This window comes from Pannonibacter anstelovis (assembly GCF_036881715.1).
Classification (GTDB): Bacteria; Pseudomonadota; Alphaproteobacteria; order Rhizobiales; family Stappiaceae; genus Pannonibacter; species Pannonibacter anstelovis.
In genome coordinates, this window is the sequence record NZ_JBAKBF010000004.1 from 119,566 (window position 1) to 139,897 (window position 20,332).

Annotated in this window: 14 protein-coding genes and 1 pseudogene; 7 read left to right on the forward strand and 8 right to left on the reverse strand. The window is 63.8% G+C overall.

The window, feature by feature from the left end:
* The first annotated feature begins 57 nt into the window (after positions 1-57).
* Positions 58-2,094, forward strand: a complete 2,037-nt coding sequence (locus V6L75_RS08135) for a TRAP transporter permease (RefSeq protein ID WP_334251007.1) — start codon at positions 58-60, stop codon at positions 2,092-2,094.
* A gap of 69 nt (positions 2,095-2,163) precedes the next feature.
* On the opposite strand, the gene V6L75_RS08140 is transcribed toward V6L75_RS08135, so the two are convergent.
* Positions 2,164-2,694, reverse strand: coding sequence for an invasion associated locus B family protein (locus V6L75_RS08140; RefSeq protein WP_334251008.1), 531 nt, complete (start codon positions 2,692-2,694; stop codon positions 2,164-2,166).
* A gap of 392 nt (positions 2,695-3,086) precedes the next feature.
* Between V6L75_RS08140 and V6L75_RS08145 the strand changes: the two genes are divergently transcribed.
* The gene (locus V6L75_RS08145) at positions 3,087-3,332 is read left to right on the forward strand and encodes a hypothetical protein (RefSeq protein ID WP_334251009.1); all 246 of its coding nucleotides are present in this window, start codon (positions 3,087-3,089) and stop codon (positions 3,330-3,332) included.
* A 107-nt stretch (positions 3,333-3,439) separates the two neighbouring features.
* Here V6L75_RS08145 and V6L75_RS08150 read toward each other — a convergent pair whose 3' ends face one another.
* Positions 3,440-5,716 carry a heavy metal translocating P-type ATPase gene (locus V6L75_RS08150; protein ID WP_425498714.1) on the reverse strand — a complete coding sequence of 759 codons (2,277 nt, stop codon included), beginning with the start codon at positions 5,714-5,716 and terminating at the stop codon, positions 3,440-3,442.
* Between the two features lie 284 nt (positions 5,717-6,000).
* Here V6L75_RS08150 and V6L75_RS08155 point away from each other — a divergent pair, with 284 nt between their 5' ends.
* The 5 genes and pseudogenes from V6L75_RS08155 (at position 6,001) to V6L75_RS08180 (ending at position 11,823) form a co-directional block, all read left to right on the forward strand.
* Complete coding sequence (locus V6L75_RS08155; protein WP_334251011.1) at positions 6,001-7,020, forward strand: BMP family protein; 1,020 nt, start codon at positions 6,001-6,003, stop codon at positions 7,018-7,020.
* Positions 7,017-8,557: pseudogene (locus V6L75_RS08160) on the forward strand (ABC transporter ATP-binding protein). Before V6L75_RS08155 ends, V6L75_RS08160 begins: the two are co-directional and overlap by 4 nt.
* On the forward strand, positions 8,547-9,596 hold the full coding sequence (locus V6L75_RS08170) for an ABC transporter permease (protein WP_334251014.1): 1,050 nt from the start codon (positions 8,547-8,549) through the stop codon (positions 9,594-9,596). Before V6L75_RS08160 ends, V6L75_RS08170 begins: the two are co-directional and overlap by 11 nt.
* Entirely contained in the window at positions 9,593-10,540 is a 948-nt protein-coding gene (locus tag V6L75_RS08175; protein ID WP_334251015.1) for an ABC transporter permease, read from the forward strand. The genes V6L75_RS08170 and V6L75_RS08175 overlap by 4 nt, the downstream gene beginning before the upstream one ends.
* Positions 10,537-11,823, forward strand: coding sequence for an amidohydrolase family protein (locus V6L75_RS08180; RefSeq protein WP_334251243.1), 1,287 nt, complete (start codon positions 10,537-10,539; stop codon positions 11,821-11,823). Before V6L75_RS08175 ends, V6L75_RS08180 begins: the two co-directional genes overlap by 4 nt.
* Before the next feature lie 550 nt (positions 11,824-12,373).
* Here the strand turns inward: V6L75_RS08180 and V6L75_RS08185 are convergent.
* The 6 genes from V6L75_RS08185 to mmsA are packed head-to-tail and all read right to left on the reverse strand — an operon-like array spanning position 12,374 to position 20,293.
* Positions 12,374-13,879, reverse strand: coding sequence for an aldehyde dehydrogenase (NADP(+)) (locus tag V6L75_RS08185; protein WP_334251016.1), 1,506 nt, complete (start codon positions 13,877-13,879; stop codon positions 12,374-12,376).
* A 15-nt stretch (positions 13,880-13,894) separates the two neighbouring features.
* Positions 13,895-14,812, reverse strand: coding sequence for a Gfo/Idh/MocA family protein (locus tag V6L75_RS08190; RefSeq protein ID WP_334251017.1), 918 nt, complete (start codon positions 14,810-14,812; stop codon positions 13,895-13,897).
* Entirely contained in the window at positions 14,812-16,554 is a 1,743-nt protein-coding gene (gene araD / locus V6L75_RS08195) for an L-arabinonate dehydratase (RefSeq protein WP_334251018.1), read from the reverse strand. Before araD ends, V6L75_RS08190 begins: the two co-directional genes overlap by 1 nt.
* A gap of 7 nt (positions 16,555-16,561) precedes the next feature.
* Positions 16,562-17,554, reverse strand: a complete 993-nt coding sequence (araD1, locus tag V6L75_RS08200) for an AraD1 family protein (protein ID WP_334251019.1) — start codon at positions 17,552-17,554, stop codon at positions 16,562-16,564.
* Positions 17,555-17,561: 7 nt separating this feature from the next.
* Complete coding sequence (mmsB, locus tag V6L75_RS08205) at positions 17,562-18,758, reverse strand: multiple monosaccharide ABC transporter permease (RefSeq protein ID WP_334251020.1); 1,197 nt, start codon at positions 18,756-18,758, stop codon at positions 17,562-17,564.
* Positions 18,758-20,293 carry a multiple monosaccharide ABC transporter ATP-binding protein gene (mmsA, locus tag V6L75_RS08210; RefSeq protein WP_334251021.1) on the reverse strand — a complete coding sequence of 512 codons (1,536 nt, stop codon included), beginning with the start codon at positions 20,291-20,293 and terminating at the stop codon, positions 18,758-18,760. Before mmsA ends, mmsB begins: the two co-directional genes overlap by 1 nt.
* Between the last annotated feature and the right edge of the window lie 39 nt (positions 20,294-20,332).

Sequence of the window (20,332 nt, forward strand, 5' to 3'; positions counted from 1 at the left end):
GCTTGACCTAAAGCCACCGAGGTTCGCCCACCGCGTGTTTGTACCACAGGACCCAAGATGACAACGTCCCCGGCTCCCGCGCTGACGGCCGAGCAACTGGCCGAAATCGAGCGCAAATACGACCCCGAGACGGCCTTCCGTCCTACGGGCCCGCGCATCGGACATCTGATCACCGCCATGCTTGTGGCTATGTCCGTCTATCATTTCTATGCGGCAGGCTTTGCCCTCATCCCGGAGCTGATGCACCGGGCCATCCATCTGTCCTTCGTCCTGTCGCTTGTCTTCCTGATGTTCGCCTGGCGGCGCAGCATGAACAACGAGCTGCCGTCAAAGGCGTGGTACCGGGTTGAAGGCGTCGCAATCCTTGACATCGCCCTTGCGATCCTGGGCGTCGCGGCAGCCATGTATCTGCCGCTGCAATCAGCGGCAACGCTGGCCATGCGCGTGGGCAACCCGTCCACGCAGGACATCTTCTTCGGCTCGGCACTGGTCGTGCTGACCCTGGAAGCCTGCCGCCGCTCCGTTGGCCCGACACTGCCCATCATCGCTCTGATCTTCATGGGTTTTGCCCTGTTCGGTCCGTGGATGCCCGGCGCGCTGAAACATGGCGGCACCTCCTGGCTGGGTCTTATCAACCACCTCTACATGACCAATCAGGGCATTTACGGCATCGCCATCGGTGTGATGGCGAAATACGTGTTCCTGTTCATCGTCTTCGGCGTGCTGGCCACCCGGATCGGCCTTGGCCAGCTCTTCATCGACGTGGCCATGGTGCTCGCTGGGCGTTACTCCGGCGGCCCGGCAAAGGTCGCCATCTTCTCATCAGCCTTCATGGGTACCATTTCCGGCTCCTCCATCGCCAACACGGTGACGACCGGTGCCCTGACGATCCCGGCAATGAAGCGCGTCGGTTATCCGGCCCGCTTCGCCGCAGCCGTCGAAGCCACTGCCTCCACCGGCGGGCAGATCACGCCGCCCATTCTGGGCGCTGCCGCCTTCATCATGGTGGAATATCTGCAGATCCCCTTGCGCGATGTGCTGGCTGCAGCCCTGTTCCCGGCGCTGCTGCACTATTTCGGCATTCTCGTCATGGTGCATCTGGAGGCCAAGCGCCTTGGTCTGCGCGGCCTCAGCAAGGAAGAGCTGCCGAAGCTCGGCATCGTCCTGAAGCAGCACTGGCTGTCGATCATCCCGCTGATCATTCTCGTCTATCTGATCCTCTCCGGCCGCACGCCGGACTATGCCGCCGTCTATGGCATCATTGCCTGCGTTGTCGTCGGCGTACTCAATCCAACCGACCGGCTGAACCTGAAGGATCTCTACAACGCACTGGCGGCCGGTGCCCGCAACACGCTCGCGGTGGGCGCCGCGGCGGCAACCGTCGGCATCGTGGTGGGCGTGGTGACGCTGACTGGCGTTGGCTTCCGGCTTGGCTACATGATCGTCCAGACCGCTGGAGACATCGGGGCCACCTTTGGCTCCCTGTGGCCTCTGTCGGTGTTCACCGGAGGACAGTGGACGCTCTTCGTATCACTGATCCTGATCGCAGGCGCCTGCATCATCATGGGCGCCGGCATCCCGACCACGGCCACCTACATCATTCTGGTCGCCGTGGCCGCCCCTGCCCTTGCCGTGCAGCAGGTGGAACCGCTGGTCGCCCATTTCTTCGTGTTCTACTACGGGGTTCTGGCCGACATCACGCCGCCGGTTGCGCTTGCGGCCTATGCGGCGGCGGGCATCGCGGGGTCCAACCCGTTCCAGACGGGCAACACGGCCTTCCGCCTCGGTATTGCCAAGGCACTGGTGCCGTTTGTCTTCGTCTATTCGCCATCGCTGCTGCTGGTCAATGCAGACTTCTCCTGGTCCGCCTTCGCCATAACGCTCACGGGCGCAGCCCTCGGCATCGCCTGCCTCGGCGTTGCCTTCTCCGGCTATTTCATCGCACCGATGCGAAAGCTGGAGCGCTGGTGGACGGGCATCGTCTCGCTGCTGTTCATCGCCCCGGGCCTCGACACCATGGCCGCAGGCGTCATTCTGCTGCTCCCCGTCGTGTACCTGCAGATCCGGGCCAGGCAGAGGCTGGCCACAGCCTGATTGCAACGCACAAGACACAGAAAAGCCGGACTGCAAGCACCGCAGCCCGGCTTTTTATTGAGAGGAATCTTACTTCAGCAGCGCGGCCGAACGGTCCAGAGCGGCGGAGAAGCCCTTGAGCGAGACCTGCAGGTTCAGGGCATTGCCGGCAACAGCCTGAACGCCAAGCTTCAGCACGTTGCCCTTGCGGATCGCGGCGACCGTATCCTTGCTGAGCGTCAGCGGCACCACGCAGCCAACTGGCATGCAAGTCTGGAAACGGGCATCCGTGCCCTTTTCCTGATCATCGACAGTCAGCTTGACGCCACCGTCCAGGTTGAGGCCGAAAGGCAGCACGAGCGTGCCATTGACGGAACCATCGGCAGCCGGGGCAAATTCGGCCAAAAGCACCATCTGGCGGGTCTGCTGATCCTGCTGCTGCTGCGAGATCGCACAGCGCTTACCGCCCTCACCCGAAAGACAGGTCACAGTCCAGTCGTCGAAGGTTTCCTTGATGGAGGACGCACCCGACGGCAGGCCGCCTGCTGTCTGGGCCGCAGCCAGACCGGCAGAAAAAATCATCGCAGCACCAGCGAGGGTGGATGCCAGTTTTAAATTCATGAATCTCATCCCGATGACCGGAAAGCGGCGCAGCCGCCACCTTTACACAACACCCGCCTACCTAACCGGGCTTGCCCCTGGCTTGCAAGTAATGCCTGCAACTTCTGGCGGGCAGCCTTCTCCCTTTCCGTATGTCCTGAAGGCCAGACTTTAGGGACCGGCAGCACCTGGCCCAAGTCACCAAGCCTTGTGATGCTGACGCAACACGCCTTGAAAATACTCAAACGCTGCGCTGGCTTGACCCGAGCCTAGCGTGTCAGGCCATAAGGATTTGGTGCAATCTATCCTCAGTTCATTCCTTAGCTCAGGAAGCTTATCCATGCACTTGAAGAATCAAGCGCATAAATTTAGGGTCCGCAGCAAATTAGGATAAATCTTGAGGAAATTAATTCGTGAAACTTTTCAGATTCTTTCTCACTCTAATCATTGGCCTTGCCGTCATCGGCGGATACCTTGGCTTCCGCTGGCATCAGTATGTCACCAATACGGACAGCCCCTATGACGAAATCGGAATAACGCTGAACAGCTACATGCCGGCTCCGGTCAACCAGTGGGGCTGCGAGCAGCTGAAGGCGAATTTCGGCAACCAGCTGCCGCCATACGGTTGCCAGGCATCCACTGCCCAGCAGTGGAAGTGATACCATTTGCAAGGCATGCTGCACCGGAATGGCGCCTTGCATGATGACCGGATTTTCTGTCTTACAACCGGCAGGCAGGCCTGCCGGTTGTGCTTCAGCAACCTTGATCAAGCCTCCTTCGCCGGGTCATAGGCCAAGAGCCTCAACGCATTGACCGTCACCAGCACCGTTGCTCCCGTATCCGCCATGATCGCCAGCCACAGGCCGGTGATGCCGAGAATGCTGGTAACGAGGAACACCGCCTTGAGCCCCAGAGCGATGGCAATGTTCTGGCGGATGTTGCCCATCGCCTTGCGGGCAAGCCGGATCAGCGCCGCAACATCGCTCACCCTGTCGCGCAACACGGCGGCATGGGCTGTCTCCAGCGCCACATCCGTGCCAGAGCCCATGGCGACACCAACCGAAGCCTGAGCCAGCGCAGGCGCGTCATTGATGCCATCGCCCACCATCATCACCCCGCCGGAAGCAGCCAGCGTACGCACCTCCCTCACCTTGTCTTCTGGCATCAGCTCCGCCCGCTGCTGAAGTCCAAGCCCTGAGGCAATCGCTGCCGCCGTGCGGGCATTGTCGCCCGTCAGCATGACGGCACCGACCCCCAGCCGTTCCAGCTGGCCGATCGCCTCGCGGGCGTCATCCCGCGGTTCATCGCGCAGGGCCACAAGTCCGGCGAGGTTTCCGGCCCGGATGACGCAGACCACCGTCTTGCCCTCACTCTCCAGCCGTTCCGCCACTGCGGCGGCACTTTCCGGCAGCAGGCCTGTTTCCCTCGCATGGCGCGGTGAGATGACCTGCACCAGTTCTCCTGCCACGCTGGCCTCGACGCCGCGCCCGGCCATGGCCCGCGCCCCGGATGAGGGGAGAACGCTCGCGCCGGTCTCCTGCGCACGGGTGAGAATGGCTTTCGCCAGCGGATGGGAAGACCCGGCCTCGACGGAGGCTGCAGCAGAAATCACGTCCAGCCCGTCAAAGCCGACGAAGGGGAACACATCCACCACCTGCGGGCGTCCCGCCGTCAGCGTACCGGTCTTGTCGAAGGTGACCGTCTTCACCTGCGCGATGGCTTCGATCACGGCACCGCCTTTCATCAGGAGGCCACGGCGGGCGCCCGCCGACAGGGACGAAGCAATGGAGGCAGGCACCGAGATGACCAGCGCACAGGGGCAGCCGATCAGCAGCAGCGACAGCGACCGGTAGATCCAGGTGTTCCACTCCCCGCCAAACCCGAGCGGCGGCACAACGGCGACAGTGGCGGCCAGCAGCACGATGAAAGGCATGTAGTAACGGCTGAACCGGTCGATGAAACGCTCGGTCGGGGCGCGGGCGGATTCTGCCTCTTCCACCAGCCGGATGATCCGGGCGATGGTGTTGTCTGCCGCCGCACGCGTGACCTCGATGCGCAACACCGCTTCCGTGTTGATCGAGCCCGCGAAGACATCATCCCCTTCACTCTTGGTCACCGGCACGCTTTCCCCCGTCACAGGGCTTTCATCGATGCCGGAAATACCGGAACGGATCGCCCCGTCAGCGGGGATCCGGTCACCGGGCCGCACCAGCACCATCTGCCCCGGCGCAAGGCTCTCTGCCGGCACTTCGCGGGTGCCATCCCGCGTTTCCAGCAGCGCGGTTTTCGGCACCAGCCGCGCCAATGCGCGGATGCCTTCGCGCGCCCGGTTGGCGGCAACGCCTTCCAGCACCTCCCCCACGGCAAAGAGGAACACCACCAGCGCCGCCTCTTCCGCCGCGCCGATCGCCAGCGCACCGGCAGCGGCGATCGTCATCAGCATCTCGATGGTGAAAGGCATTCCGGCAGCCAGCGCAGCAAAGGCACGCCGGGCAACCGGCGCAACGCCGATGACGCAGGCAGCGGTGAAGACCCAGGCCCCGACCTCCGGCGGCAACATGAAATGCGCGGCCCAGGCAAGCACCAGCAGCCCGCCTGTAAGAATGACCAGCCGCCCCTTGCCCGTCTGATGCCACGCCCGGCGGCTGCCATCGGCCAGCGGCTTTTCATCTTCGTGACTGTGGCTGTGGCTGTGTGCATCTCCATGGGCATGATCGTGCCCATGGCAATCATCATGGTCATGGTCATGGCCGTGATGCCCTTGCCCGCAGCAGGCAGCGGCCTTGCCGGATTGGCCTTGCTCCTGTCCGGCGCGGGGACTGATGCCGAAGCCAAGGGCACTGACGGCTTTCTCCACGGTCTGCCGCCCCGTCTGGCTTTCATCCAGTTGCAGGCGCAACCGCTCGCTCATCAGCGCCACCTCGACAGCGCTTACCCCCGGCAGGCGCTCCACCGCGCCCTTGATCTTGCCCGCGCAGGACCCGCAGTCCATGCCCGTCACGGTCCACTCAAGGACTGGCGCCGTTTCATGCTTGCTCATCATCATCTCCTTGCCCAATGAACGGGCACTTCAGGTCATGACCCAAGGGCTAGCACCTCTAGCGGCTAGAGGTTCAAGAGATTTTTTGACGCAAGAAGAGATCCATTTTTCGAGGCGGAAAAGGCCTTGCCGGTGATGGACTCACAAGCCGACTCGTGAAACATGACGGGATTGAGACAGCAAAGTGACGCGCAGAACGGCATGCCTCGATATTCATCTTGCAGGCACAGTTTTGAACGCCTTACCATCCGGTCAAAAAGCAGGGACAGCGACAGAAGGAACTCCAGATGAAGAGCAGATCCAGTTTTGACGTCAGCCGCCGCGGCCTTCTTCTTGGCGCAGGCGCAGCCTTTGCAGGCAGTGCATTGCTCCCCCGGATTGCATTTGCGCAAACACCTCTCAAGGTTGCAGGCATCTACACGGTTCCCGTCGAGCAGCAGTGGGTCAGCCGCATCCATATCGCTGCGGAAGCGGCGAAGAAGGCCGGGCTCATCGAGTACACATTCTCGGAAAACACCAGCAACACCGACTACCCGCGTGTGATGCGCGAATATGCCGAGGGCGGCGCACAGCTCGTCGTCGGCGAAATCTTCGGCGTGGAGCAGGAAGCCCGTGAAGTGGCGGCCGACTATCCGGAAACCGCGTTCCTGATGGGCTCTTCCTTCAAGCCGGAAGAGAGCCTTGCCAACCTGTCCGTCTTCGACAACTACATCCAGGACGCATCCTACCTCTCCGGCATCATCGCCGGTGCCATGACCAAGTCCGGCAAGATCGGCATGGTCGGCGGCTTCCCCATTCCGGAAGTGAACCGGCTGATGAATGCCTTCATGGCCGGCGTCAAGGAAACCCACCCGGACGCGAGTTTCCAGGTCAGCTTCATCGGCTCCTGGTTTGATCCGCCGAAGGCCAAGGAAACCGCCTTCGCCATGATCGACGGCGGCGCGGACCTTCTCTATGCGGAGCGTTTCGGCGTGTCGGATGCGGCCAAGGAGCGCGGTGTGCTCGCCATCGGCAACGTCATCGACACCCAGTCCGATTATCCGGAAACCGTGGTGGCCTCGGCCCTGTGGCACTTCGAGCCGACTCTGAACAAGGCCATCGAGGCCGTTGCCGCAGGCAGCTTCAAGGCAGAGGACTACGGCGTCTATTCCTTCATGAAGGAAGGCGGCTGCTCGCTCGCCCCGCTCGGCACTTTCGAGGGCAAGGTTCCTGCCGCCGCCATGGATCTGGTCAAGGTCCGGGAAGCCGCGATCAAGGATGGCAGCTTCACCGTGACCATCAATGATGACGAGCCCAAGTCCTCGTGAGTATCTCTGACAAGGAGGCGCAGGAGACCGTCCTGCGCCTCGACGGCATCACCAAGCGCTTTGGTGCCCTCACCGCCAATGACAGCATCAGCCTGACCCTGAACCGGGGCGAGATCGTCGCCCTGCTCGGGGAAAATGGTGCTGGCAAGACGACCTTGATGAACATCCTCTTCGGCCATTACACCGCCGATGAGGGCACCGTCGAGGTCTTCGGCAAGGAGCTGCCGCCGGGCCGCCCGCGCGCTGCGCTCGCCGCCGGCGTCGGCATGGTGCATCAGCATTTCACGCTGGCCGAACACCTGAGCGTTGCGGAAAACATCGTGCTGGGCACGGCACCGCTGTTCCGCCTGTCACTCGGCCTTGGCGCTGCCCGCCAGCGCATCCGCACCCTTTCGGAGGACTTCGGCCTCAAGGTCGATCCGGATGCCCGTGTCTCCACCCTGTCCGTTGGTGAAAAGCAGCGCGTGGAGATCCTGAAGGCGCTCTACCGCAATGCCCGCATTCTCATTCTGGACGAGCCCACGGCCGTCCTGACGCCGCAGGAAACCGATGCCCTGTTTGCGACGCTAAAGCGCGCCGTGGCGATCGGCCTTTCCATCGTCTTCATCAGCCACAAGCTGCATGAGGTGATGGCCGTGGCGGACCGCTGCGTCGTGCTGCGCCATGGCAAGGTGGTTGCCGAACGCAAGACCTCCGCAACCTCCGCCCGCGAACTTGCCTCGCTGATGGTTGGCGGCGATGTACCCGAGCTCGCCCCCTCCACCGCAAAGCCGGGCCGGACCATCTTTGCCCTGCGCAATGTGTCAACGCCGGACCGGGAGGGCGCTCCGGGCCTCAAGCGTGTGACGCTGGAGCTGAAGGCAGGCCAGATCACCGGACTTGCCGGAGTTTCCGGCAATGGCCAGGCCGCGCTCTCCGATCTGGTGGCCGGGCTCGCCAGTCCGGATCAGGGCAGCCTTCACGTGGAAGGCACCGTGCCGCTGCGCTGGACGCCGGAAGCTGCGGTCAGCGCCGGTATCGCCCGCATTCCCGAAGACCGGCCAAGACCGGCACCATTGCCGACTTCAGCCTGACCGAGAACGCCATTCTGGAAACCTACCACCAGCGCCCGTTCTCCCGCGCCGGATGGATGAACCGGGCGGCGGCGGAGTATTTCACACAGCACATCATCGACACCTACGATGTGCGCTGCCCGGGGCCGGACACCCGCATCCGCCTGCTGTCGGGCGGCAACATGCAGAAGCTTATCCTCGGCCGTGTGCTGGAGCCGGGGCCGCATGTGATCCTCGCCAACCAGCCGGTGCGCGGGCTCGATATCGGCGCCATCACCTTCGTGCATTCCCGCCTGATTGCAGCGCGCGATGCAGGGGCAGCCGTGCTGCTGATCTCGGAGGATCTGGACGAGGTGCAGCGGCTGTCGGACGTCATTCACGTGGTCTACGAAGGCCGCCTTTCACCTGGCTTTGCCCGCGGCAGCCTCACCACGGAACAGCTTGGTCTCTGGATGACCGGACAAGGATTTGATCATGCGGCTTGAGCCGGTCGCCAACCCCAGCCTCCTGCGCCGTGCGGGCCTTCCGGCCCTGGCGCTGGCGCTCACCGTCGTGGCGGGATCGCTGCTGGCGCTCATTGCCGGGGCTGATCCGCTCCAGACGCTGGGGCTCATCGTCAAGGGCGCTGCGGGCAGCAAGTTTGCCCTGCTGGAAACCCTCAACCGGGCAACCCCGCTCATCTTCACCGGCCTTGCCGTTGCCGTCGCCTTCCGGGCGCGGCTGTGGAACATCGGCGCGGAAGCCCAGCTTTATGCAGGTGCCATTGTTGCGGCGCTGATTGGCGCTCATGTCACCGGCCTGCCGCAACTGCCGTTGCTGGCGCTCATGGCCTTTGCCGCCATGCTGGCGGGCGCTGCCATGCTGCTGCCGCCGGTGCTGCTGAAAACCCGCTTTGGCGTGGATGAAGTGGTGACGACCCTGCTCGTCAACTTCATCATGCTGCTTTTCGTCTCCTACCTGCTGGAAGGCCCGATGAAGGATCCGGCGGGCATGGGCTGGCCGAAGTCAGCCGCCCTGGCCAAGGATGCCCGCCTGCCGCGCATCATGGAGGGCCTGCGCCTGCACTGGGGCTTTGCACTGGCGCTGATGTCCGCCGTTGCCGTCTGGGTCATCCAGACACGCACCACCCTTGGCTACGAGATCCGCGCCACCGGCCTCAACCAGAAGGCCGCACGCTTTGCCGGCATTCCGGTCAACATGGTGCTGGTGAAGACCGCGCTGCTCTCCGGCGGGCTTGCCGCCATGGCCGGTTTCAGCGAGGTCTCCGGCCTCAAGGGCCACCTCAGCCTCGATCTGTCGGCCAACTTTGGCTACACGGGCATCGTCGTCGCCATGCTGGCCCTGCTGCACCCGCTTGCCGTCGTGCCTTCTGCCATCTTCGTGGCGGGCATCTTCGTTGGCGCCAACAGCATGAGCCGAGCCGCCGCCGTGCCGTCCTACATTGCCGACATGCTGCTGGCCATCGCGCTGCTCTTCATGGTGCTGGCCATCCTTCTGACACGCTACCGGGTGAGGCGCGGATGAACGAGCTTCTGGACATCCTGCTCTCCGCCAGCCTCTGGGCTGCGGCCATCCGCATCGCCTCGCCCCTGATCTTCGCCACCATGGGCGAGCTCATCTGCGAGCGCGCGGGCGTCCTCAACCTCGGCATCGAGGGCATCATGGTCATCGGCGCCTTCACCGGCTGGGTGGCCGTCTACATGGGCGCTCCGCTGTGGTGGGGCGTTGCGGCGGCCATGCTGGCGGGCATGGCCTTCGGCCTCATCCATGCGGTGCTGACCGTGCCCTTCGGACTGTCGCAGCATGTGGTGGGCCTTGGCGTCACCATGCTGGCCACGTCCTCCAGCTATTTCGCCTACCGCCTGCTGCTGCCGGAAGTCACAAGCCCGCCAAAGATTGACCCCTTCCAGCCACTGCCAATCCCCGGCCTTTCCAGCCTGCCGCTGGTGGGCGAGGCACTGTTCAGCCAGACCGCCCTCACCTATGCCGCCTTCCTGACGGCGCTGGTCATCGCGCTGGTGCTCTACCGCACGCCGCTTGGCCTTGCGGTGCGCGCTGCGGGAGAGAACCCGGCAGCGGTGGAGGCACAGGGGCTTTCGGTCACGGCCCTGCGCATGGGCGCGGTCGTCTTCGGCTCGGGCCTGATGGCAGTCGGCGGCTCGTTCCTGACGCTCTCGGCCTTCTCGTCCTTCTTCTTCGAGATGATCAACGGGCGCGGCTGGATCTGCATCGCCCTCGTCGTCTTCGGCGCCTGGAAGCCGGGCAAGGCGGTGCTGGGCGCCATCCTCTTTGCCGCCTTCGATGCGCTGCAGGTGCGCCTGCAACAAACGGGCTTTGGCGCCATCGTGCCCTATCAGGTGTTCCTGATGCTGCCCTTCATCCTGTCCATTCTTGCGCTCATCCTCATGTCCCGGCGGGCCGAAGTGCCAGCCGCGCTGATGCAGCCCTTCAACAAGGGGGAACGCTGATGTTCGACCTCATCATCAAGGGCGGCACCCTGCCCGATGGCACCATTGCCGACATCGCCATCACGGGCGAGCGCATCGCCGAAGTGGGCCATCTCGATGACGGAGCCTTTGCCAATGCGGCCCGCGTGATCGATGCCACGGGCGATCTCGTCTCCCCGCCCTTCGTCGATCCGCATTTCCACATGGATGCAACGCTGTCCTATGGCCTGCCACGGGTGAATGCTTCCGGCACGCTGCTCGAGGGCATCTCGCTGTGGGGCGAACTGCGCGAGATTGCCAGCGTCGAGGACATGGTCTCCCGCGCCCTCACCTATTGCGACTGGGCCGTTTCCATGGGCCTTCTCGCCATCCGCACCCATGTGGACACGACGCCGGACCACCTGCGCGGCGTGGAGGCGATGCTGGAGGTGAAGCGCATCGTCGCGCCTTATCTCGACCTGCAACTCGTTGCCTTCCCGCAGGACGGGCTCTACCGCACGAAGACGGGCCGCGAAAATGTGCTACGGGCGCTGGACATGGGCGTCGATGTGGTTGGCGGCATCCCGCATTTCGAGCGCACCATGGAAGACGGGATGGCATCCGTGAAGGATCTCGCCCGCATCGCCGCCGAACGCGGGCTGATGCTGGACCTGCACTGCGACGAAACCGACGATCCGATGAGCCGCCACGTGGAAACGCTGGCCGCCGAAGTGACGCGCCATGGCCTTGGCGGGCGGGCGGCCGGCAGCCACCTCACCTCCATGCATTCCATGGACAATTACTACGTCTCCAAGCTGCTGCCGCTGATCGCGGAAAGCGGCATGGCGGCCATTCCCAATCCGCTGATCAACATCACCCTGCAGGGCCGCCACGACACCTACCCCAAGCGGCGCGGCCTGACGCGGGTGAAGGAGATGCAGGCCCACGGGATCACCGTAGGCTGGGGTCAGGATTGCGTGCTTGATCCGTGGTACTCGCTTGGCACCGCCGACATGCTGGACGTGGCCTTCATGGGCCTGCACGTGGCTCAGATGACCCATCCCGCAGAGATGGCCCGCTGCTTCCGCATGGTGACGGAAGACAACGCAAAGATCCTCAATCTGGAAGGCTATGGCCTTGCGCCCGGCTGCAAGGCCTCGCTGGTGGTGCTGGATGCAGGCAACCCGGTGGAAGCCCTGCGCCTGAGGCCTGACCGGCTGGCTGTTGTCTCCAAAGGCAAGGTTGTGGCCGAGCGCCCCCGCAACAACGCCCGCCTCACCCTCCCCGGCCGCCCGGCCACCATCCGCCGCCGCCATGAGGGGTGAGGAAGGGGAAGCGTAAGGAGAGAGCCGTGAGCTGCCCCCTCCTTCGTCATGCCATGGCTCGACCATGGCATCCACGCCGAGCCCTATCCGAGCGGTACAGCATTACTCTAAATAACTAAATTCATTTGCACTTTCCCCGATCCGGCAGGTCAGGAAATGGATGCCATGGTCAAGCCATGGCATGACGGAAATCGAAAGGCTGCGGGACAAAAATGCGATCTTTCCCGACATCACTCGCTGCTAAAAGGCCCCAAAGCCCCCCCCGGCATGAATGATGAGAACCCGGCCCGAGAAAAGCGCTCCCCCTCCTCCTTCGTCATGCCATGGCTTGACCATGGCATCCATGCCGTGACCTATCCCAGCGGCACAACACCAATCTAACTCACTGAATTAAATTAGACTTTCCTCAACCCGACAGGTCAGGGAATGGATGCCACGGTCAAGCAGTGGCATGACGAAAAACAATGGAAGGCGGGAAGCCACCGCTTAAACAAAAGCCCCCGGCGATCGCTCGCCGGGGGCTTGGTGTTTCAGAAAGCCTCTTGCCGGATCAACGCAGGTCGGCGGGCAGCAGGGCTTCGGGGAGGTTCTGGTAGCTGACGGGGCGGAGCCAGCGGCGGATGGCCATGGTGCCGACCGAGGTGGCGCCGAAGTTGGTCGAGGCCGGATAAGGGCCGCCATGGACCATGGCGTCGCAGACTTCCACGCCGGTCGGGAAGCCGTTGGCCAGGATGCGGCCTGCCTTGCGCTCCAGCACCGGCATCAGGCTGGCGGCGAGTTCCACATCGCCATCATCCATCTGCAGCGTCACGGTCAGCTGGCCCTCGAAGCTTTCGGCGATGCGGGTCAGCTCTTCCTTGTCCTTGACGCGCACGACGATGCCGAGCGGGCCAAAGACTTCATGCGTCAGCGCCGGATTGGCGAGAAGCTGCGCGCCTGTCGTCTCGAACAGGTGCGGCGCGGCCTGACGGGCCGGGCAGGTGCCGGTGAGGCGAGCCTTGGCAGCGCCCGTGGCGGCGATCTTTTCAGCACCTGCGGCAAAGGCCGACGCGATGCCGTCCGTCAGCATGGTCTGCGGCGCGACTTCCTTCAGGGCTGCTTCCGCCGTGGCGATGAAGGCATCTGCCCCTGCCCCGTCCATGACCAGCACGAGGCCGGGGTTGGTGCAGAACTGGCCGACGCCCATGGTCAGGCTTCCGGCCCAGCCCTTGGCAATCGCCTCGCCGCGTGCTGCATGGGCTGCGGGCAGAATGAAGACCGGGTTGACGCTGCCCAGCTCGCCGAAGAAGGGGATCGGCTCGGGGCGCGAGGCGCACAGGTCGAACAGCGCACGCCCGCCACCCAGCGAACCGGTGAAGCCGACAGCCTTGATCAGCGGATGGCGCACCAGCGCCTCGCCCAGCTCCCGCGAGGGACCCTGGATCAGCGAGAACACGCCTGCCGGCATGCCACAAGCCTTGATGGCCGCATCAATCGCCTGCGCCACCAGCTCGCCCGTGCCGGGATGGGCCGGATGGCCCTTGACCACCACCGGGCAGCCGGCAGCCAGCGCGCTGGCGGTGTCGCCACCAGCCGTGGAGAAGGCCAGCGGGAAGTTGGATGCACCGAACACGGCCACCGGTCCGATGGGGCGCTGGATCAGGCGGATTTCCGGGCGCGGCAGTGGAGCGCGGTCCGGCAGGGCCGCGTCCTTGCGCACATCCAGATAGGCGCCCTTGCGGATCTCGGCAGCGAACAGGCGCAGCTGGCCTGTGGTGCGGCCGCGCTCGCCTTCAAGACGGGCGGTGGGCAGCGCGCTTTCAGCGGCAGCCACTTCGGTGATTTCCGCGCCGCGTGCCTCGATTTCCGTGGCGATGCGCTCCAGGAAGACGGCGCGCTCCTCACGGGAGGTGGCGGCATAAGCGGCAAAAGCTGCTTCAGCGGCCTTCACCGCCGCGTCCACCTCTGCCGGGCCGCCAGCGGCGAACTGGCGGGGCTCGCCCGTGACGGGCGAAGAGGAAAAGACTTCAGAACCTGCAACCCAGGTTCCGGCGATCAGGTGCTTTCCGGTCAGCATGATCTCTCTCTTTGATTAGAAGTGGAACGGCTCGGTCACAAGCCGCCGTCCAAGGGTCATGGCATCGGACACATGGACCATAGGCGTCAAGTCCACATCCCGTTTTCCGCCACGCACCAACTCTGCCATATGGGCATAGAGGCGCGGATATTCACGGTCAGGACCTTCAATCCGTTCACCGTCCGAGGTTTCCATCTCCGCACCGCCCTTGCGCAGCACCAGCGATCCGGCGTCCGTCTCGACCTCGATATCCCAGGTCTGCGGGCCTTCCTGCCGCCAGTCAAAGTCCGCCGAGACATTGCCCGAGAACGTCAGATCCGCCGCGATCGGCGTCTGGCGGTTTTCCGGGAAGGTCAACTCTGCGCTGACAAGATGAACCGGCATGGGCAGGATGGCGGTCAGGATCGACAGGGCATTGATGCCCGGATCAAACACGCCCATGCCGCCCGGCTCAAACACCCAGTCCTGACCTGGATGCCACTTGCGCACATCCTCGCGCCAGGTGATGTGGGCGCGCGTGACCTTACGGGTGGAGAGCCACTGGCGCGCCGGCTCCACCGCATTGGCCATGCGGCTGTGCCAGGTGGCAAACAGCGTCAGTCCGCGTTCAGCGGCCAGCGCTTCCAGCGCATGCACCTCGGCAAGCGTTGCTCCCGGCGGCTTTTCCAGCATCACGTGGCGGCCGGCCTTCAGCGCCGCTTCCGCATAGGTGAAGCGCGGCACCGGCGGCAGGCACAGGGAAATCACGGAAATGTCCGGCCGCTCTGCCAGCATCTGCACGAAATCGCGGTAGGACGGCACGCCGTCCACCTGCCCCTGACGGGAAACGGTTGCCTCAAGCCGCCAGTCGGAACTGGCGGCCAGAGCGGGCACATGCTGGTCAACGGCGATCTTGCCGATGCCCACCAGCGCAACGGGAAGGCTTGCGGACATCAGTGCGAGTCCCTGCCCACCGGGGCGCCACGGCAGCCCTTGAGGAAGTCAAGGTCCGCGCCCGTATCAGCACCCGTCACATGCTTGTGGTGCAGCATGGCATAGCCGCTGTCCGGCGGCGTGATGCGCGGTGTCCAGGCGGCGAGGCGCCGGTCCAGCTCTTCCTGCGGAATGTCGAGGTGAATACGGCGGGCTTCCACATCCAGCTCGATGTAGTCACCATCCTGCACCACCGCCAGAGGGCCGCCGACGGCAGCTTCCGGAGAGGTGTGCAGCAGCACGGTGCCAAAAGCGGTGCCGGACATGCGGGCGTCGGAGATACGCACCATATCGGTGATGCCCTTGCGCAGCACCTTCGGAGGCAGGCCCATGTTGCCCACCTCGGCCATGCCGGGATAGCCGCGCGGGCCGCAGTTCTTCAGCACCATCACGCAGGTCTCGTCAATGTCGAGCGCCTCGTCGTTGATCTTGGCCTTGTAGTCGTCGATGTCCTCGAAGACCACAGCCCGGCCACGGTGCTTCATCAGCGACGGGGTGGCGGCGGACGGCTTCAGCACCGCACCCTTTGGCGCCAGATTGCCGCGCAGAACGACGATGCCGCCCGACTGGGTCAGCGCCTTCTCTGCGGGCAGGATCACGTCCTCGTTGTGGTTCACAACGTCCTTGACCTGATCCCACATGCTCTCGCCCGAAACGGTCAGCGCATCCTTGTGCAACAGGCCCGCCTCGCCAAGGCGCTTGATCACCACCGGCAGGCCGCCTGCATAGAAGAACTCTTCCATCAGGTACTTGCCGGAGGGCATCAGGTTGACGATTGTAGGCACGTCGCGGCCGCAGCGGTCCCAATCGTCCAGCGACAGGTCGATGCCGACGCGGCCGGCTATCGCCAGCAGATGGATCACCGCATTGGTCGAGCCGCCGATGGCCGCATTGGTGCGGATGGCGTTCTCGAAGGCCTGCTTGGTCATCACGTCGGAAGGCTTCAGGTCGTCCTTCACCATCTGCACGATGCGGCGGCCGGTCATCTGCGCCATAACGCGGCGGCGGCTGTCCACTGCCGGAATGGCGGCGTTGCCGGACAGGGCCATGCCGAGCGCTTCGGCCATGCTGGCCATGGTGGAAGCCGTGCCCATGGTGTTGCACGAGCCGGGGCTGCGCGACATGGAGGCTTCGGCTTCGGCGAATTCGGCAGCGGTCATTTCGCCCGCCTTCACCGCTTCGGAGAACTTCCACAGATGCGTGCCGGAACCGACGCGCTCATTGCGGTAGTAGCCGTTGAGCATCGGACCACCGGTGACAACGATGGACGGCAGGTTGGTGGAGGCAGCGGCCATCAGCAAGCTGGGCGTGGTCTTGTCGCAGCCCACCATCAGCACGCAGCCATCCATCGGCTGGCCGCGCATAGCCTCTTCCACCGCCATGGCCGCAAGGTTGCGGAACATCATCGCGGTCGGGCGGAAGGCGCTCTCGCTGGCAGAGAACACCGGCACTTCCACCGGGAAGCCGCCTGCCTCGTAGATGCCGTTCTTCACCCGCTGCGCCAGATCATTGAGATGGGCGTTGCAGGGGGTCAGTTCGGACCAGGTGTTGAGGATGCCGATGACCGGGCGGCCATCGAACAGGTCATGCGGGAAGCCCTGGTTCTTCATCCAGCCGCGATGATAGATGGCATCGCGCGACGTTCCGCCGAACCATTCCTGCGAACGGAGCTTGCGGGGCCAGGGAGCGGGTTTGAAGGTCATCTCGGTCTCACAGTGCTTTGACAGTCAGGGCGCCGGTTTCTTTGGGCGCGAAGACCAGGGGATTGACGAGCGGCAGACCGAAGCCTTCTGCCTCGATCTCGAAAACATCACCTGCCTGCGTGCGCACACCATCGGCGAAGGACAGGGTCGCCGTGCCGAACATATGGACATGCACATCACCCGGCTGGCGGAACAGACCATACTTGAAGTGGTGGTGCTCCAGATTGGCGAGCGTATGCGACATGTTGGCTTCGCCCGACAGGAACGGCTTTTCCCACAGCACCTTGCCATCGCGGCGGATGCGCGACGTGCCGCGCACATCGGCGGGCATGTCACCCACGAGGATCTCGGGACCGAAGGAAGCATGGCGCAGCTTGGAATGGGCAAGCCACAGATAGTTCACACGCTCGGTCACATGGTCGGAGAACTCATTGGCCACCGCCCAGCCCACGCGGCAGGGCGTGCCATCAGGGGCAATCACATAGATGCCGGCAAGTTCCGGCTCCTCGCCGCCATCCTCGGCAAAACCGGGCGCTTCAAGCGGCTCGCCGCTGGCAACGGCGGCAAAGCCATTGCCCTTGTAGAACCATTCCGGCTGCGCACCCACGGCACCGCTTTCCGGGCGTCCGCCCTCAAGGCCCATGCGGAACATCTTCATGGAATCGGTCAGCGTCTCGGCGCCTTCGAGCTTGGCATGCATGGCATCGCGGGCAGAAGCCGAGCCCAGATGGGTAAGGCCCGTGCCGGTCAGGTGCAGATGCGCCGGGTCCGGATGGGTGATCGGAAGCATCAGGCGGCCCTCTTCGGCGGCCTGCACCAGATCGACGGTCTCGCCGAGGCCGCGTCCTTCAATGACGGCCTTCAGGCTGCGCCCGCTGGAAGCGGCCGCCATGGCCAGTTCATAGGTGCTGGCCGTACCGCGCAGGATCGCAGCCTTGCCGCCATCACGAACCACGACAGAGATGGAGCCATCCGGATTGCGGAGCTGGGAAATCAGCATGTAAGCCTCACTTGTTCTTGCTGTAGACGTCGAAGATGACGGCGGCGAGGAGGACGAGGCCGATGATCATCTGCTGATAGTCGATGCCGATACTCATGATCGACATGCCCATGTTCATTACGCCCATGAAGAGCGCGCCAATGACCACGCCCATGATCTTGCCGGACCCGCCCGTCATGGACGCCCCGCCGATGAAGACCGAGGCAATGGCCACCAGTTCGAAGCCGGTGCCGGCCTTCGGCGTTGCCGAGTTGAGACGGGCCGTCACCATCATGCCGGCGAGGGCCGAGAGCACACCCATGTTGACGAAGCAGAAGAACACAAGCCGGTCGGTCTTGATGCCGGAGAGCTTGGCGGCCTTCTCGTTGCCACCCACCGCATAGATGCGCCGGCCAATCGAGGTGTTTTCCGTCAGGAAGGCGTAAAGCACGGTCAGCAGCGTCACCACCACCAGCACGTTCGGCAGGCCACGGAAGGAAGCCAGCTGATAGCCGACGAAGGCCAGCGCCAGCGCAATCAGCACATTGCGGCCGATGAAGAAGGCCATCGGCTCCTGCACCACGCTGAACTGCTGTTCACGCGCCCGGCCGCGCAGGCCAAAAAGGAACACGGCAATGATGGCAACGGCGATGACCAGCAGCGTCAGACCGTGCGGGCGGCCAATCCCCAGCAGATCCGGGATGAAACCGTTGGACATGGCCTGGAATTCCCTCGGGAATGGGCCGATGTTCTGCCCGCCCAGCATCCACATTGTGGCACCGCGGAACACCATCATGCCGGCCAGCGTCACGATGAAGGAAGGGATGCGCCAGAAGGCGATCCAGTAGCCCTGCATGGCGCCGATGATGCCGCCGACGATCAGCGTCAGGGGAATGACGACATAATAGGGCAATCCCTGCTGCACCGTCAGCCAGGCCGCAATGGCGCCTGTGAAGGCTGCAACCGAGCCGACCGACAGGTCGATGTGGCCGGCGACGATGACCAGCAGCATGCCCAGCGCCAGAACGATGATGTGCCCGTTCTGCAGGAACACGTTGGTGATGATCTGCGGCTGCAGGAAGTTGACCGGCTGCTCCCGGAGCTGCAGCACGATGGTGAAGAAGGCAACGATGGCGACCAGCGCCATCAGCATGCCGTTTTCCCGGAGATGCCCGCCCAGAAGCGTGCTCAGATCCTTGCGTTCAGATGCCGTTTGCCCCGCCATCACGCCACCTTTTCCTTGTTCACTGTCTTGAGGATCATGGCCATGATCCGCTCCTGGCTGGCTTCCGCCTTGCCGAGCTCGCCGACGATCCGTCCCTCGTTCATCACATAAATGCGGTCGCACATGCCCAGAAGTTCCGGCATCTCCGACGAGATCATGACGACGCCACGTCCTTGCGCGACCAGCTCGTTCATGATCGTGTAGATTTCGAACTTGGCGCCCACGTCGATGCCGCGCGTCGGCTCATCCAGAATGAGCACCTGCGGATCGGTGAAGAGCCACTTTGACAGCACCACCTTCTGCTGGTTTCCGCCCGACAGGTTCACCGCTTTCTGATGCACACCCGGCGTGCGGATGGACATGGCACGGCGGTAGTCTTCAGCGATCTTCTTCTCCCGGTGCTTGTCCAGAACGCCCTTGGTGGCAATGCCGGCCAGATTGGCAAGGCTGATGTTGCGCACGATCGGCTCGTCCAGAATGAGGCCGAGTTCCTTGCGGTCTTCCGTCACATAGGCAAGCCCGGCATCGACGGCTTTCGATACGGTGGAGGTATCCACCTCTTTGCCGCCCATACGGACGGAGCCGGAGATGTTGCGGCCATAGGCCTTGCCGAAGATGCTCATCGCCAATTCGGTCCGGCCAGAGCCCATAAGACCGGCAATGCCGACGATCTCGCCCTGACGGACGGTAAATGCGGCATCCGCGATGACCTGGCGCTCGCGCACTTCCGGGTGCCAGACGTTCCAGCCCGACACTTCCATCAGCACTTCACCGGGCTTGTGCTCCCGGTCCGGATACCGGTGCGCCATGTCGCGGCCCACCATGTCACGGATGATCCGCTCTTCGGTGATGTCCGCCCGGTCAATCGTGGACACGGTCGTGCCGTCGCGCAGGATGGTGATGCGGTCGGCAACACGGGAGATCTCGTTGAGCTTGTGCGAGATGAGGATGGAGGTCACCCCTTGCGCCTTCAGCTCCAGCATCAGGTCCAGCAGCTTCTGGCTGTCGTTTTCCTGCAGTGCCGCCGTCGGCTCATCAAGAATGAGCAGCCGGACATCCTTTGCCAAAGCCTTGGCAATCTCGACGAGCTGCTGCTTGCCGACACCCAGCTTCTCCACCTTGGTGGCCGGGGCTTCGTTGAGGCCCACCTTCTTCAGATATTCGGCGGTGCGCGCAAAGGTCTGCGGCCAGTTGATCACGCCGTTGGTGGCAACCTCGTTGCCAAGGAACAGGTTCTCGGCGATGGACAGAAGCGGCACCAGCGCCAGCTCCTGGTGAATGATGATGATGCCCTTGGCCTCGCTGTCCTTGATGGAGCGCATCTGCAGCGTTTCGCCGGCATAGATGATGTCGCCCTCATAGGAGCCGTAACCATAGACGCCGGACAGCACCTTCATCAGAGTGCTCTTGCCCGCGCCGTTTTCGCCGCAGATGGCGTGAATCTCGCCCTCTTCCACGGTCAGGTTCACCCTGTCGAGCGCCTTGACGCCGGGGAAAACCTTGGAGATGCCGCGCATTTCCAGAAGGGTTGCCATTGAACCTCTCAGGGTAACCTCTCGGGGAACCTTGCAGGA